Origin of the sequence: Actinomadura sp. NPDC049753 (assembly GCF_040674655.1) — a bacterium.
Lineage (GTDB): Bacteria > Actinomycetota > Actinomycetes > Streptosporangiales > Streptosporangiaceae > Spirillospora > Spirillospora verrucosospora.
On the sequence record NZ_JBFARL010000199.1, the window covers coordinates 1 to 13,785 of the forward strand.

Genomic DNA, 13,785 nt, shown 5'->3' on the forward strand with positions numbered 1-13,785 from the left:
GTGAGGCCGTCCACCGGGACGATCCCGCCATCGAGAAGATCGTGAATCCGATCGCGGCGGCGTGGTCGGGCTATCGCCAGGTGTCGTTGGCGGTGCGGCTGGACGTGCCGGTCGTGTAGGTGCGGTTGGCGCCGCTCTCCCACGTCACGGCCCCCGCATCGGTCTTCTTGACGTACTTGTACTCGATCTTGGTGTTGGCGGGCAGCGTCACCGTCCCGCTCCAGACCGGGTAGCCGGACGGGGACAGCCTGACCGCCTTGGAGGTGTCCCACGAGCCGAGCGCCGGGACGTCGCCGACGAGGTAGACGCTCGTGCCCCAGGTGGTGGTGGCGTTGACGTTGAAGGTGTCGGAGACGGTCCCGGGGCCGGAGGTGGGCGGCGGGGTCTGTCCGGACCGGGCGTCCGCGTGGATCGCGACGGCGCCGCCCGCGGGGATCGTCACGGTCGCCGTCCCGCCCGACACGGTGACGGCGGTGCCCTGGCAGCCGCTCGAACCGAGGCCGCCGGTGATGACGTCGCAGTAGACGCCGTCCGCGAGCCCGGTCCGGTAGGACGCGGTGGACGGGCTGGAGGAGTCGTTGAGGCCGATCCAGCCTCTGGAGCCGCGGCTGAACCCGATGACGTTCCCCGCGGTGGCCGTGAAGTCGCCGACCGACGTGGCGGACGCGGTCGCGTTGTGCCAGCCGACCATGCCCTTCACTCCGGTCGAGCGGGTGATGCACTGCCAGCCGTTCGAGCAGTCCGCGCCGGTGACGGACCCGCGGGAGTCGGCGGGCGGCGACTGACCGGCCGACGACCAGGTGAACCCGTCGTACACCGAGGGCTTGCCGTACGGGTAGGCCAGCAGGAAGTAGGTCGCCAGGGTGTAGTCGGAGCCGCTCTTGTAGTTGAGCGTGGAGCCGTCCCGCTCCGTGTCGTGGTTGGTGATCATCGTGTGGGTGCGGGAGCCGTCCGCGTCCAGCGACCAGGACGGGATGCCGGACAGGTTCGACAGCGTCCCGTTCTGGAACTGGGTCTTCAGGCCCTGGGCGTAGGAGAAGCCGAGCACGTCGCCGTTCCCGGTGAACGCCGAGGGCTTCAGGTCGGCCGTGCTCGACCCGGGGAAGATCTCCTGCGCGATGTAGGGCGCCCTGCCCTCGGCGGTGGTGGCGTGCAGGGCGCCTCTGATGGCGGCGAAGTCGGCCTGGGCGATGTGCTTGGCGGCGTCGATCCGGAACCCGTCCACGCCGAGGCCGATCAGGTCGTTGAGGTAACCGGCGATCTTGTCGCGCACGTAGCCGGACTGGGTCTTCAGGTCCGACAGCGAGACCAGTTCGCAGTTCTGCACCTCGGAGGTGCTGTTCCAGTCGTCGATGCCCGCGTCGTCGTCGTTGCAGTATCCGTCGTTGGCGTGGTGGAAGTCGCCGTACCCGTACGGGACCGCCGGGTAGGCGAACCCGCCGGGATCGAAGGTCGAGCCGCCGTAGGTGGTGTTCACCGTGTTGTTGTGGCCCGCCATGTGGTTGACGACCGCGTCCACGTAGACGCGGACGCCCGCGTTGTGGCAGGCCGTCACCATGGAGGAGAACTGGGCGCGGGTTCCGAGCCTGCTCGTCAGGCCGTAGGAGACGGGCTGGTACACCTCCCACCACGGGTGGGCCCCGTCATTGGTCGAGGACAGGCTGACCGACTCGGCCGGCGGTGCGACCTGCACGGCCCCGTACCCGGCGGGGCCGAGGTGGCCGGTGCACGCGGCGGCGACGGACGGCCAGTTCCACTCCCAGAGGTTGGCGGTGACGTCGCTCGCGTTGAGGGAGGCGGCGGCCCTGGCGGGGCGGTCGGGGAGCAGGGCGGCGACGGGCGCCGTCCCGGCGAGGGCGAGGAGGCCGGCGGCGAGCAGCGACCGGCGGCGGGGGACTCTCGCGCGGGGGGCTCCCGCGCGTGGCGCGTCGTTGGCAGACATGGCGGCGAACTCCTGTCACGGGGCGCCTGGCGGGCGCCCGAGGGGGTGGGTGGACGGCCGTCCGCGAGCAACGCGAGAATGCTCTCTTCTTGCAGTCAGGTCAAGAGCTTGCGCAAGATTTCAATCGACTTGCAGAAAGGCGGCATCCCTCAGGAGGCGGGAGCGGCGCCGCGCGCGGCGAGGCGTTCCCGCTGGGGAACGACGGTGTACTTGGGGTCCTCGGCGGACTGCACGCCCGCGTGGAAGACGCCGAAACGCGTGCAGGCCGAACTCGCCAGGAGGGCCGCCCCGCTCAAGGCCGCCGCGACCCGGCTGCGCCCCCCGAGCAGGACGCATCCCGCGGTGCCCGCGGCGGAGAGGACCTCGCCCGCGCGCATGTAGGCCCCGCCCCTGCCCCGCCTGTACGGCTCGGCCGCCAGCCCGGCCCGGCGCTCCAGAACCGCGGCCGCGGCCAGTTCCAGACCGGCGCCGAACACGGCGGCGGTCCGCATCGGGGCGTTCTCCCGGACGGGCGCGGCGACCAGCGCCATGCCGGCCGCCGCGGCGGCGGCCGAGCCGACGAAGACGAACGGCAGCTCGCGGTGCGCCTCGTGCCAGGCGGGGACGGCGGTGTCGGCGGCGAGCACCGCGGTGTAGGCGGCGACGGCCGGGCCGAGTACGGCGGCTCCGGCGGTGGCGGCGCGGCCGAGGCGCGGGAAGAGCCCGGTCACCTCCAGCACGGCGGCGGCGCCCGCGGACGGGCCGTAGGCGGCCAGCAGCCAGGAGCCGACGCTCATCGGCGAGGTCGGCTTCATGACGCGCAGCATGTTGTAGAACCGCTCCGGCCGCCCGAGGTCGTGGACCAGCGCGGCCGTGGACCCGCCGATCGCGGCCAGCGAGGAGATCTTCAGCGCCCGCGCGGCCGCCGGGCGCCCGGTGAGCTGCGCGCCGGCGGCCAGCACCGACCCCGCGCCGGCCAGGCCGCCGAGGAAGAAGTATCCGGCGATGTCGAGGGACTTCCACACCGGCGGATTCAGGACGGGCTTGCCGTAGTAGGAGGTGAACTCGGCCTCCGGCACCATGGCCTTCTCGCCGCGCCCGCCCCGGCGCCCTCCGCGCCGTCCCCGGCCGCCCAGGCCCCTGCCGATCTGGGCCTCCCGGCCGGGCCGTTCCCCGCGCACGCCCTCCTTGCCGACCTCCGACGAGCTCATCGCGCGCCCCCCTTGCGGCCGTGCGCGGCGAAGACGGCGGCGAGCCCGCCGAGAAGCGTGGCGGCGGCGACTCCGGCGTGCCGCCACATGGACGGCAGGTCGCGCGTGGTGACGACCGGATCCGGCGGCAGCCCGTACACCTCGGGCTCGTCCAGCAGGAGGAAGAAGGCGCCGTCGCCGCCGACGCCGTCGTCCGGGTCGTGCCCGTAGAGCCGCGCGTCCTCGACGCCGAGGCCGTGGAGCTGGTCGACGCGCTGCGCCGCCCGCTCGCGCAGCTCGTCCAGCGGGCCGTACTGGATCGAGTCGGTCGGGCACGCCTTCGCGCACGCGGGCTCCTGCCCCACGCCGATCCGGTCGTAGCACAGGGTGCACTTCCACACCCGCCCGTCGCCCTTGCGCTGGTCGATGACCCCGTACGGGCAGGCGGGCACGCAGTAGCCGCAGCCGTTGCAGATGTCCTCCTGGACGACCACCGTGCCGAACTCGGTGCGGAACAGCGACCCGGTCGGGCACACGTCGAGGCAGGCGGCGTGCGTGCAGTGCTTGCACACGTCGGAGGCCATCAGCCAGCGCATGCCGCCCGCGTCCTGTGCGCCGCCCTGCGCGCCGCCGTGGTCGACCCCGGTCTCGTTCTGGCCGATCGGCTTGCTCTGCTCGATGAACGCGACGTGCCGCCAGGTGTCGGCGCCGAGGCCCTGCGTGTTGTCGTAGGACATGCCGGTGAACTCGAGGCCGTCCTCCGGGACGGCGTTCCATTCCTTGCACGCCACCTCGCACGCCTTGCAGCCGATGCACACCGACGTGTCGGTGAAGAAGCCCATGCGGGGCGGGTGGTCGGCGTAGCCGGAGTCGGCGGCGACGTCGGGCTCCGCGCCGGCGAGCAGGTTCCGTCCTATCAAACTGCCCATTTCCACGACTCCCATCGACGACACCGGCCCCTACCCGACTTCCCGGGGACGCGCCGCCTACACACCGCCCGCCGTCAGGCGCTCAACGCCTTCCATTGGCGGTCGGCGACGGGGCGCCAGGCGTCGTGCCGCTCGTGGAAGAGCGCGACGGCCTGGGCGCCGCTCCAGTCGCCGGGGAGCAGGGGCGCGGGGAGGCCGGGGTCGAGGAACGGGAACCGGCGCCATTCCTGGACGAGCCTGGTGTGCGCGGCGAACGTCCCCGGATCGTCGGCGGGACGCAGCGCGCCGACGGCGTCGAGGAAGTCCTCGTAGGCGAGCCCGATCTCGTCCAGGTCCCACGCCTGGCGCGCCACGCGCCGCGCCTCGTCCAGGTCGCCGAGCCGCCCGACGAACAGGGTGGAGCCGTCGGCGACGCCGATCTCGGCGAGGACCTCCCGGACCTCGGCCTCGCGCTCGGGGCGCGGGCTGACCCACACGCCGGGGGAGAGGTTGCCGAGGCCGCTCCAGGCGAGCCGGGTCCGCAGCAGGTGGCGCAGGCGGCGGCTGGTCTCCGGGACGGTGGCCAGCACCAGCAGCCACTGCCCGTCCCACGCGCCGCCCGGGCGGCCGAAGCCGTAGATCCGCTCGGTGCCGTCGGTGAGCAGCCGCTCCCCGGACGGGGTGAGCCGCCAGGCGGTGCGGCGGCCGTGGCGCTCCCCGGCGAGCCAGCCCTCCCCGGCGCTGCGGGCGAGCGCCTGCCGCACGGCCTTCTCCTCGACGCCGAGGAGCCCGAGCGCGCGCAGGAACGTCGCCGTCCACACCGGCTCGCCGCCGGGCAGGACGAACTCGCCCAGCACGGTCAGCAGCAGGGACCGCGCGCTCGCAGCGCCGAGTTCGCGCCGACGCCGGAACCTCGGCTCCGGGTGCGCCGCGTCCTCGCCGGTTCGGGCCATGTGCTCCTCCTCTGGGCCCTGATGGGCGCGTCCGTCTGCCGGGGCGGCCGGGCGCCGTCCAGTATCGCGCGGGTCCGGCCGGCGCCGCGCGGGCTGCGCCCGGAACCGACATCGTTCCACAAGTCTATTGACTGTCGTTTCATCTATGTAGAGCATTGGGGCCACGGTTCCCGGCGAGGGGAGACCTCGATGACCGCTGGAACGGCGACCGCACCGGTCCCGCCCGACACCTTCAACGCTTCCGACTACCTCCTCCGGGCGGCGTCCGGGCCCGGCGGCGGCCGGACGGCGCTGACCGGTCCGGGCGGGGACGTCAGCTACGCCGGGCTCGCCGGGCTCGCCGGAGACGTCGCCGCCGGCCTCGAACGGTGGGGGCTGCGCGCCGAGGAGCGGGTGGTGCTGTTCATGGCCGACGGCCCGCCCATGGCCGCGGCGATCCTGGGCGCGATGCGGCTCGGCGCCGTCCCCGTCCCGGTGTCGACGATGCTGACGGGCCCCGAGCTCGGCGGCCTGCTGGCCGACGCGCGCGCCAGGGTGCTGCTGGTCGGCGACCGGTTCGCGGCCGCCGCCGAGGCGGCCCTCGCGCACGCTCCCGGCGTCCGGCGCGTCGCGGTGGAGGGGGACGCGGCGCTCCGCGCCCCGGCGGGCGTGCGGGTGGACCCCTTCGAGGACCTGGTCCGCGAGGGGCGCGCCCGCGGCGGAGCGCCGGCCGAGCGGTACGCGACCTCGGACGACTCCAGCGCCCTGTGGCTCTACACGTCCGGAACGACGGGCCGCCCGAAGGGCGCGATGCACCGGCACGCCAACATCCGGCACGTCGTGGAGACCTACGGCCGCCAGGTGCTCGGCATCCGGCCGGACGACCGCTGCTACTCGGTCGCCAAGCTGTTCTTCGCCTACGGGATCGGCAACTCGCTGTTCTTCCCCCTCGCCGTCGGCGCGACCGCCGTCCTGGATCCGGACCGCCCGACCCCGGCGTCGGTGGCCGGGCGGCTGGCCGAGTACCGGCCGACCCTGTTCTTCGCCGTCCCGACCTTCTACGCGGCGATCCTCAACGCCGAGGTCCCGGTGGAGGCCTTCGCGTCCGTCCGCCTGGCGGTGTCGGCGGGGGAGCCGCTGCCCGCCGAGCTGTGCCGCCGCTTCACCGACCGGTACGGCGTGGAGATCATCGACGGGATCGGCTCCACGGAGTGCCTGCACATCTTCCTGTCGAACCGGCCCGGACGGGTCCGCCCGGGGACGACGGGCACCGCCGTCCCCGGCTACGAACTGCGCGTCGTGGACGCCGCCGGGGCCGACGTCGGGCCCGGGACGCCGGGCTCGCTGCTGGTGAAGGGCGAGTCGATCGCCACGGGCTACTGGTGCCGCACCGAGACGACCCGGCAGGTCTTCCAGGGGGAGTGGCTGCGCACGGGCGACACCTACGTGGTGGACGAGGACGGCTTCTACACCTGCCTGGGCCGGACGGGCGACATGCTCAAGGCCGGCGGCATCTGGGTGTCGCCGGCCGAGGTGGAGGGACGGCTGCTGGAGCACCCCGCGGTGGCGATGGCCGCCGTCGTCGGGCTGCCGGACGCCGACGGCCTGGACAAGCCCGTCGCCTGCGTCGTGCTCAAGGAGGGCGCGACCGCCGAGCCGGCCGAGCTGATCGGGTTCTGCCGGGCGGGCCTCGCGTCGTTCAAGCGCCCCCGCGAGGTGCTGGTGGTGGACGGGCTGCCCACGACGCCGACCGGCAAGCTGCGCCGCTTCGCCGTCCGCGAGCTCGCCTCGGCCCTGCTCGCCGCGCCCTGACCCGTCCCGGGGCCGCTCCCGGCCCCGGGCGGCCTCACGAGCCGAAATGCTACAAACAGTTGACGTGAAGAACGAAATTTGTGGAGCATGATGGAGACGGCACCGGCGGAAGGACAGCGCATGACCGGCCCCCACGTGGAGTTCCGGGTGGACCCGTCCCGCTACCGGCACTGGCGCCTGGACGTCGAAGGCGACGTCGCCACCCTGACGATGGCGGTCGACGAGTGGGGCGGGCTGGTCCCCGGATACGAGCTGAAGCTGAACTCCTACGACCTCGGCGTCGACATCGAGCTGTACGACGCCGTCCAGCGGCTCCGCTTCGAGCACCCCGCCGTGCGCGCGGTGGTCCTCACCAGCGGCAAGGAGAAGATCTTCTGCGCGGGCGCCAACATCCGGATGCTGGCCGCGTCCCCGCACGCCTGGAAGGTCAACTTCTGCAAGTTCACCAACGAGACCCGCAACGGCATCGAGGACGCGACGGCCCACTCCGGGCAGACCTACCTGGCGGCGCTGAACGGCACCGCCTCCGGCGGCGGTTACGAGCTGGCCCTCGCCTGCGAGCACATCATGCTCGTCGACGACCGGTCCTCGGCGGTGTCGCTGCCGGAGCTGCCGCTGCTCGGCGTCCTGCCGGGCACCGGCGGCCTGACCCGCGTGTCGGACAAGCGGCGCGTCCGCCGCGACCGCGCCGACTACTTCTCGACCAAGGCGGAGGGCCTCGGCGGCAGGAAGGCCGTCGCGTGGGGCCTGGTGGACGAGGCCGTCCCGCGCACCGCCTGGGACGAGACGGTCGCCGCACGCGCGCGGGAACTGGCGGCCCGCTCCTCCCGGCCGCGCGACGCCGAGGGGATCGCGCTGACGCCCCTCGGCAAGGAGCGCACGGACGCCGCGATCGCCTACCGGCACGTCTCGGCGGCGCTCGACCGCGACGCCGGCGCCGTCGAGATCACGATCGCGGGCCCGGACGCGCCTTCCGGCGACCCGCTCGGCGCGGACTTCTGGACGCTCGCCATGACCCGCGAGCTGGACGACCTCATCCTGGACCTGCGGACCAACGAGCCGGAGCTCGGCACGTGGGTGCTCCGCACGTCGGGGAGGGCCGAGCACGTCCTCGCCCACGACCGGCTGCTGCTCGACGCCTCCGGCGACTGGCTCGCCAACGAGATCGTGCACTACCTCAAGCGGACGCTGAAGCGGCTCGACGTCACCAGCCGCAGCCTCATCGCCCTGATCGAGCCCGGAAGCTGCTTCGCCGGCTCCCTCCTGGAGGTCGCGCTCGCCGCCGACCGCTCGTACCAGCTCGACGGCGTCTTCGAGGACGTCGACCCGGACGCCGATCCCGCCGCGGTCACCGTGGACGCGATGAACCTCGGACCGCTCCCTATGGGCAACGGGCTCACCCGGCTGGCGACCCGGTTCCTCGGCGACGACGGCGCGCTCGCCGCCGTCCGGGACGCCGCCGGCGAGCCTCTGGAGGCCGCCGACGCCGAGCGCCTCGGCCTGGTCACCTTCGCGCCCGACGACATCGACTGGGACGAGGAGATCCGCATCGCCGTCGAGGAGCGGGCCGGCTTCAGCCCCGACGCGCTCACCGGCCTGGAGGCCAACTACCGCTTCCCCGGCCCCGAGACCCTGGAGACCAAGATCTTCGGACGGCTGTCCGCCTGGCAGAACTGGATCTTCACGCGCCCGAACGCGTCCGGTCCGGACGGCGCCCTGCGCCGCTACGGCACCGGGCGGCGCGCCGACTTCGACCGAAAGCGAGTCTGAGCGATGGCGACCACCGCCGACTACACCGAGAAGATCCCCAACAACGTCGACCTGCACGAGGACCGGCGCCTCCAGCGCGCCCTGGAGTCGTGGCAGCCGAACTTCCTGTCCTGGTGGGAGTCGATGGGCCCGTCGCTGCCGACGCGGGAGGTCTACCTGCGCACCGCCGTCGACGTCGGCCGCGACGGATGGGCGCACTTCGGGCACGTCGCCATGAAGGACTACCGGTGGGGCATCTTCCTGGCCGAGCGCGACGGCGACCGCCGCATCGGCTTCGGCGCCCACAAGGGCGAGCCCGCCTGGCAGAAGGTGCCCGGCGAGTACCGCGCCGACCTCCAGCGCCTCATCGTCATCCAGGGCGACACCGAGCCGGCGTCGGTGGAGCAGCAGCGCAACCTCGGCGCCACCGCGCCCAGCCTCTACGACCTGCGCAACCTCTTCCAGGTGAACGTCGAGGAGGGCCGCCACCTGTGGGCGATGGTCTACCTCCTGCACGCCCACTTCGGGCGCGAGGGCCGCGAGGAGGCCGAGCAGCTGCTGCACCGCAACTCCGGCAGCGAGGAGTCGCCCCGCATCCTCGGCGCCTTCAACGAGGAGACTCCCGACTGGCTCTCGTTCTTCATGTTCACCTACTTCACCGACCGGGACGGCAAGTACCAGCTCGGCACGCTGAAGGAGTCCGGCTTCGACCCGCTGGCACGGACCTGCGAGTTCATGCTGAAGGAGGAGGCCCACCACATGATGGTCGGCACCACGGGCGTCGACCGGGTCGTCGAGCGGACCGTCCAGCTGATGAAGGAGCACGACACCGACGACGTCGCCCCGCACGGCGGGATCCCCCTGGACGTCGTGCAGAAGTACCTGAACTTCCACTACTCGGTGTCGCTCGACCTGTTCGGCTCCGAGACGTCCAGCAACGTCGCCGGCTACTACACGGCCGGGCTCAAGGGGCGCTGGATGGAGGACCGCCGCCGGGACGACCACCGCCTCACCGACGACGCCGTCATGGTGGACGCCCTCGTCGACGGCGCCGTCGGGCAGACCGAGGTCGCCGCGCTCGTCGGCCTCAACACCGACCTGCGCCGCGCGTACATCGCCGACTGCCAGAGCGGCGTCAACCGCTGGAACCGCATCCTGTCCGAGGCGGGCCTCCCGCAGCGCCTCCGCCTGCCGAGCATCGCCTTCAACCGCAAGGTCGGCGCCTTCGCCGGCGTCGAGGCCGCGCCGGACGGGGAGATGCTCGACGCCGCCGAGTGGGAGCGGCGCAAGGGCGCGTGGCTTCCGACGGAGGTCGACAGGACCCACGTCCGCTCGCTGATGCGGCCCGTCCGCGAGCGCGGCAGGATCGCCGCCTGGATCGCCCCGCCCCGCAACGGCGTCAACGGCCGGCCCTTCGACTACGAGTACGTGCGCCTCTGAACCGGAGGCGCCTCTAGCCGGCGGCGCCGCCGGGCCGGGGCCGCGTCTGGCTCGCGGCCGGGAAGAGCCGCAGCCAGGCGCCGCCGGGGCCCGGCTCGCGCACCTCGACGGGCTCGAACTCCGGCCCGGCCCCGGCGATCCCCCGGTGCACGGGCGCGGAGACGATCAACCCGAGGGCGGCCGCGACGCCCGCGAGCCGCCGCCGCAGGACGTCGGACTCCAGCCGCCGGGCGGCGCGGGCGAGCGCCGCCCCGGTGACCCCCTCCGGCCCCGCGTGCACGGGGCCCGCGTCGACCGCGACCCGCACCTGGAAGCGCCGCCCCTCGGCCGCGCCCTCGTTGTGCCGGTCGATGCGCTCGGCGAGCGCCCGCACCAGGGGATCCGCCGGAGCGTTCACCGGGACCCCGGGCGGGACGACGAGCAGCACGCCGTCGCCGCGGTCCTCGCGGTGGCAGGCCGCCCAGGGCACCCCGGCGGCGGCGAAGGACTCCTCCAGCGCCCCGAACAGGACCCGCCTGATGGCCGCCCGGTCCGCCTCGGTCCGGTCCGGGGAGCCGAATCCCACCACATCGGCGAACACGACCGTGCAGTCCTGCCCCGTGAGGAAAAGGGAGCCGGACACGGCCGGCGGGCGCGCCTCGCCGCCCGCCGTGAGCCGCTCCAGCCGCACCGGGTCGAGGACGTCGATCGTCCCGTCCCCGGCGTGGACGAGTCCCGCGCCGTCCCACTCGTTGAGCACGCTCGCCACCGCCGCGGGCGTCGAGGACGTCCAGCCCGCCAGCTCGGTCCCCGTCAGCGGGAGCGCCCCGTCCCGCGCCCGCGACAGCGTGGTGAACAGCGCGGCCAGCCGGCGCTCGGTGTCGGCGAGTTCGGTGCCGGAGGTGCGGGCCGCCGCCTCGACGGTGCGGTCGTGCGCCTGCTTCTCCAGCACCGACTGCACGCCCGCGTGGCGCTCCACGACGCGCCGGAAGTCCGCCGCGCCGACGACGAGCGCCTCCACGGTGTCCAGCGCGATGACCGTCGCCGTCCAGGCCTCGCCCTCGAACAGCGCCCGCTCGCCGATCAGGTCGCCCGGACCGCGGACCGCCACGATCCGCTCCTCGCCCGCCCGGTCGACGCGGACCTTCGTCCAGCCCGCCAGGAGGACGACGACGTAGTCGGCCGGATACCCCTGCCGCAGGATCGGCGCGCCCGGACCGAAGGCGCGCGGGCGCGCGACGCCGCGGACGGCGTCGCGCTCCTCCGGGCCCAGCGCGTGCCAGAAGCTTTCGCGGAACCTCCCGGACCGGTCGGCGGACCGCTCGCGGACCCCCTGCGCCCGGGCCGACGCGGCCCCGGCGCGCGCGAACCCGGCCAGCGGAGCCACGAACAGGGCCAGGACGGCGAACGTGAACGCGGCGAGCAGCGCCGCCGCGGACGTCCCGGTCTCCGCGGCCGCCCACGCCGTGCACACCGCCCCGAGGACGCCGAACGTCACGGCCCCCCGCGCGAGCGCCCGCCCCGGATCCGCCGCGTGCGAGGGCGCGGGCCCGGGCCCGTCCGCGGCGAAGGCGGGCGAGGCGTCGGAGAACGCCTCCAGCAGCAGCCGCGCCCGGCCCGCTCCGGCCGGCGGCGCCGTCCTCGGCCCGCCCGCGGCCGGTGCGTCGGAGAACGCCTCGAGCAGCCCGCGCCAGCCGCGATCAGGACTCGGCATCGCTTCCCCCGTTCATCCGGCCCGACCGGGCCCGTCGTCCTCACCGTCGCCGCCCGGGCCCGGCGGCAGCGCCCAGAGCGCGTACCGGCCGAGCTTCGCCATGACGGCCGGGGCGCTCGCACCGCACGCGAACGCCAGCCACGGCGCGTCGATCAGGTCGCTCGCCGCGGCCGCCGACGTCACCATCGCGGCGAGCGCGCAGTGCAGCGCGCAGGCGAACAGGTAGTACCGGCCGCCCGGTCCCTTCGGGTAGCGCCAGGGCGGCCCCTTCACGCGCCGGTTCGCCTCCAGGAACGCCAGCGTGCGGTTGGCCGCGGCCCCCATGAGCCCCCACACGACGAACTGCCACATGACCCGACGGTAGGGTCCGGCGCGGGGTCAGACCGTGACACGCCGCACAAAACGCGCAGAAACCCGCCGCCGGTCTCGCGACGGGGTTCCGGTACTGTGCGCCGCATGGGTCCTGAGGAAGCCGACGCGAAGGTCAAGCTCGCCACCACCCGGTACGAAGACCTCGCGGCGCAGGTCGAAGCGGCGAAGGAGGACCTGTTCGACGCCTACGCGGCCGCGGCCCGCGAGGGCCTCGGCCCCGAGGAGCTGGCCGGCGGCTCCCCGTTCACCGCCGACGAGATCGCCGCCGGGCTGCGGGAGCGCGGCGCCGGGTCCGCCTAGCGGGCGAGGTGGCGGGAGATCACCAGGCGCTGGATCTGGTTGGTGCCCTCGAAGATCTGCATGACCTTGGCCTCGCGCATGAAGCGCTCGACCGGGAAGTCGCGGGTGTAGCCGGCGCCGCCCAGGACCTGCACGGCGTCCGTGGTGACCTTCATGGCGTTGTCGGTGGAGACCAGCTTGGCGACGGACGCCTCGCGGCCGTAGGGGCGGCCCGCGTCCTTGAGCCGGGCGGCGGCGAGGTAGGTGGCGCGCGCGGACTCGACGGCGGCGGCCATGTCGGCCAGGACGAAGGCGAGCCCCTGGTGGTCGATGATCGCCTTGCCGAAGGCCTCGCGCTCCTTGGCGTAGGCGACGGCGGTGTCGAGCGCGCCCTGGGCCAGGCCGGTGGCGACCGCGGCGATGCCGAGGCGGCCGGCGTCGAGGCCGGCGAGGGCGATGGACAGCCCCTGGCCCTCGTGGCCGATCAGGTGGTCCGCGGGGACACGCGCGTCCACCAGGCGGACGGTCGCGGTGGTGGAGCCCATCAGGCCCATCTTGTCCTCGGGCTCGTCGAACTCCAGCCCGGGAGTGTCGGCGGGGACGTGGAAGCAGGAGATGCCGCGCGACTTCTCCTGTGACGTGCGGGCCATGACGGTGTAGAAGTCGGCCTTGCCGCCGTGGGTCGTCCACGCCTTGGCGCCGTTGAGGACGTAGGAGTCGCCGTCGCGGACGGCCCTGGCGCGCATCGCGGCCGGGTCGGAGCCCGCGTGCGCCTCGGAGAGGCAGTAGGCGCCGAGGCGCTCGCCCGAGAGCATGCCGGGCAGCCACCGCGCACGCTGCTCGTCGGTGCCGAAGGCGAAGAGGGGGAAGCAGGACAGGGCGTGGACGCTGACGCCGACGCCGACGCTCGCCCAGGCCGCCCCGATCTCTTCGAGGACCTGAAGGTAGATCTCGTAGGGCTGCTCGCCGCCGCCGAACTCCTCCGGGTACGGCAGCGTCAGCAGGCCCGCCCGGCCCAGCGTCGTGAACACCTCCCGGGGAAACGTCCCGGTGCGCTCGGCGTCCGCGACGCGCGGCGCGAGCTCCTTGGCCGCGATCTCGCGGGTGAGCGCGATCAGGTCCTCGGACTCGGCGGTCGGCAGGTGCCGGGTGGCGGGCATGGGCGGTCTCCTTTCGGCACCGCCAACCGTACCAAAAGCAGTACCGGCGAACCCATTTTGGTACTGTCGCCGTCATGACCTCGGTGGACGAACGGGCGACCCGGGCGTCGCGGCGGCGCGAGACGCTGATCGACCGGCTCATGGACCTCTTCCTGGAGCGCGGGTTCGCCGAGCTGAGCGTCGCGGACCTGGCCGCGCTGCTGCGCTGCTCCAAGAGCACGCTCTACTCGGTCGCGGCGAGCCGGGAGCAGATCATCACGGCCGTCGTGCGGGCCTTCTTCCGCCGCGCGACCGAGCGCGTGGAGGCCGCGCTCGAAGGCAGCGCCGAC

At 74.0% G+C, this 13,785-nt stretch carries 12 protein-coding genes; 5 read left to right on the forward strand and 7 right to left on the reverse strand.

The features are described from left to right. Positions 1-70: 70 nt before the first annotated feature. The 4 genes from AB0K37_RS33920 to AB0K37_RS33935 form a co-directional block, all read right to left on the reverse strand. Entirely contained in the window at positions 71-1,942 is a 1,872-nt protein-coding gene (locus AB0K37_RS33920; protein ID WP_363987957.1) for a carbohydrate-binding module family 20 domain-containing protein, read from the reverse strand. A gap of 149 nt (positions 1,943-2,091) precedes the next feature. Beyond that, complete coding sequence (nrfD, locus tag AB0K37_RS33925; protein ID WP_363987959.1) at positions 2,092-3,132, reverse strand: NrfD/PsrC family molybdoenzyme membrane anchor subunit; 1,041 nt, start codon at positions 3,130-3,132, stop codon at positions 2,092-2,094. Next, on the reverse strand, positions 3,129-3,953 hold the full coding sequence (locus tag AB0K37_RS33930; RefSeq protein WP_363987976.1) for a 4Fe-4S dicluster domain-containing protein: 825 nt from the start codon (positions 3,951-3,953) through the stop codon (positions 3,129-3,131). Before AB0K37_RS33930 ends, nrfD begins: the two co-directional genes overlap by 4 nt. 161 nt (positions 3,954-4,114) lie before the next feature. Further along, positions 4,115-4,972 carry a PaaX family transcriptional regulator C-terminal domain-containing protein gene (locus tag AB0K37_RS33935; protein WP_363987960.1) on the reverse strand — a complete coding sequence of 286 codons (858 nt, stop codon included), beginning with the start codon at positions 4,970-4,972 and terminating at the stop codon, positions 4,115-4,117. Between the two features lie 189 nt (positions 4,973-5,161). On the opposite strand from AB0K37_RS33935, the gene AB0K37_RS33940 reads away from it, so the two are divergent. The 3 genes from AB0K37_RS33940 (at position 5,162) to boxB (ending at position 9,952) form a co-directional block, all read left to right on the forward strand. Then, positions 5,162-6,763, forward strand: a complete 1,602-nt coding sequence (locus tag AB0K37_RS33940) for a benzoate-CoA ligase family protein (protein WP_363987962.1) — start codon at positions 5,162-5,164, stop codon at positions 6,761-6,763. A gap of 120 nt (positions 6,764-6,883) precedes the next feature. Then, positions 6,884-8,533 carry a 2,3-epoxybenzoyl-CoA dihydrolase gene (boxC, locus tag AB0K37_RS33945; RefSeq protein ID WP_363987964.1) on the forward strand — a complete coding sequence of 550 codons (1,650 nt, stop codon included), beginning with the start codon at positions 6,884-6,886 and terminating at the stop codon, positions 8,531-8,533. A gap of 3 nt (positions 8,534-8,536) precedes the next feature. After that, positions 8,537-9,952 (forward strand): benzoyl-CoA 2,3-epoxidase subunit BoxB, encoded by a 1,416-nt coding sequence (gene boxB / locus AB0K37_RS33950; protein ID WP_363987966.1) that lies wholly within the window; start codon positions 8,537-8,539, stop codon positions 9,950-9,952. 13 nt (positions 9,953-9,965) lie between these two features. On the opposite strand, the gene AB0K37_RS33955 is transcribed toward boxB, so the two are convergent. Beyond that, a complete protein-coding gene (locus AB0K37_RS33955) occupies positions 9,966-11,645 on the reverse strand; it encodes a cyclic nucleotide-binding domain-containing protein (RefSeq protein ID WP_363987968.1) in 1,680 nt (559 codons plus the stop codon). A gap of 12 nt (positions 11,646-11,657) precedes the next feature. Continuing rightward, positions 11,658-11,996, reverse strand: a complete 339-nt coding sequence (locus AB0K37_RS33960) for a hypothetical protein (protein ID WP_363987970.1) — start codon at positions 11,994-11,996, stop codon at positions 11,658-11,660. Between the two features lie 105 nt (positions 11,997-12,101). Here AB0K37_RS33960 and AB0K37_RS33965 point away from each other — a divergent pair, with 105 nt between their 5' ends. After that, positions 12,102-12,317, forward strand: coding sequence for a hypothetical protein (locus AB0K37_RS33965; RefSeq protein WP_363987971.1), 216 nt, complete (start codon positions 12,102-12,104; stop codon positions 12,315-12,317). Here AB0K37_RS33965 and AB0K37_RS33970 read toward each other — a convergent pair. Continuing rightward, entirely contained in the window at positions 12,314-13,456 is a 1,143-nt protein-coding gene (locus AB0K37_RS33970; protein WP_363987972.1) for an acyl-CoA dehydrogenase family protein, read from the reverse strand. The two genes, AB0K37_RS33965 and AB0K37_RS33970, sit on opposite strands and share 4 nt — an antisense overlap. A gap of 74 nt (positions 13,457-13,530) precedes the next feature. On the opposite strand from AB0K37_RS33970, the gene AB0K37_RS33975 reads away from it, so the two are divergent. Continuing rightward, on the forward strand, positions 13,531-13,785 hold a 255-nt coding region (locus AB0K37_RS33975), incomplete at its 3' end, for a TetR family transcriptional regulator (protein WP_363987974.1).

Coding starts and splice junctions, on each gene's coding strand:
- boxB (WP_363987966.1), top strand. CDS start 8,537: ATGGCGACCACCGCCGACTACACCGAGAAGATCCCCAACAACGTCGAC.
- AB0K37_RS33955 (WP_363987968.1), bottom strand. CDS start 11,645: ATGCCGAGTCCTGATCGCGGCTGGCGCGGGCTGCTCGAGGCGTTCTCC.
- AB0K37_RS33960 (WP_363987970.1), bottom strand. CDS start 11,996: ATGTGGCAGTTCGTCGTGTGGGGGCTCATGGGGGCCGCGGCCAACCGC.
- nrfD (WP_363987959.1), bottom strand. CDS start 3,132: ATGAGCTCGTCGGAGGTCGGCAAGGAGGGCGTGCGCGGGGAACGGCCC.
- AB0K37_RS33970 (WP_363987972.1), bottom strand. CDS start 13,456: ATGCCCGCCACCCGGCACCTGCCGACCGCCGAGTCCGAGGACCTGATC.
- AB0K37_RS33935 (WP_363987960.1), bottom strand. CDS start 4,972: ATGGCCCGAACCGGCGAGGACGCGGCGCACCCGGAGCCGAGGTTCCGG.
- AB0K37_RS33920 (WP_363987957.1), bottom strand. CDS start 1,942: ATGTCTGCCAACGACGCGCCACGCGCGGGAGCCCCCCGCGCGAGAGTC.
- AB0K37_RS33930 (WP_363987976.1), bottom strand. CDS start 3,953: ATGGGCTTCTTCACCGACACGTCGGTGTGCATCGGCTGCAAGGCGTGC.
- AB0K37_RS33965 (WP_363987971.1), top strand. CDS start 12,102: ATGGGTCCTGAGGAAGCCGACGCGAAGGTCAAGCTCGCCACCACCCGG.
- AB0K37_RS33940 (WP_363987962.1), top strand. CDS start 5,162: ATGACCGCTGGAACGGCGACCGCACCGGTCCCGCCCGACACCTTCAAC.
- boxC (WP_363987964.1), top strand. CDS start 6,884: ATGACCGGCCCCCACGTGGAGTTCCGGGTGGACCCGTCCCGCTACCGG.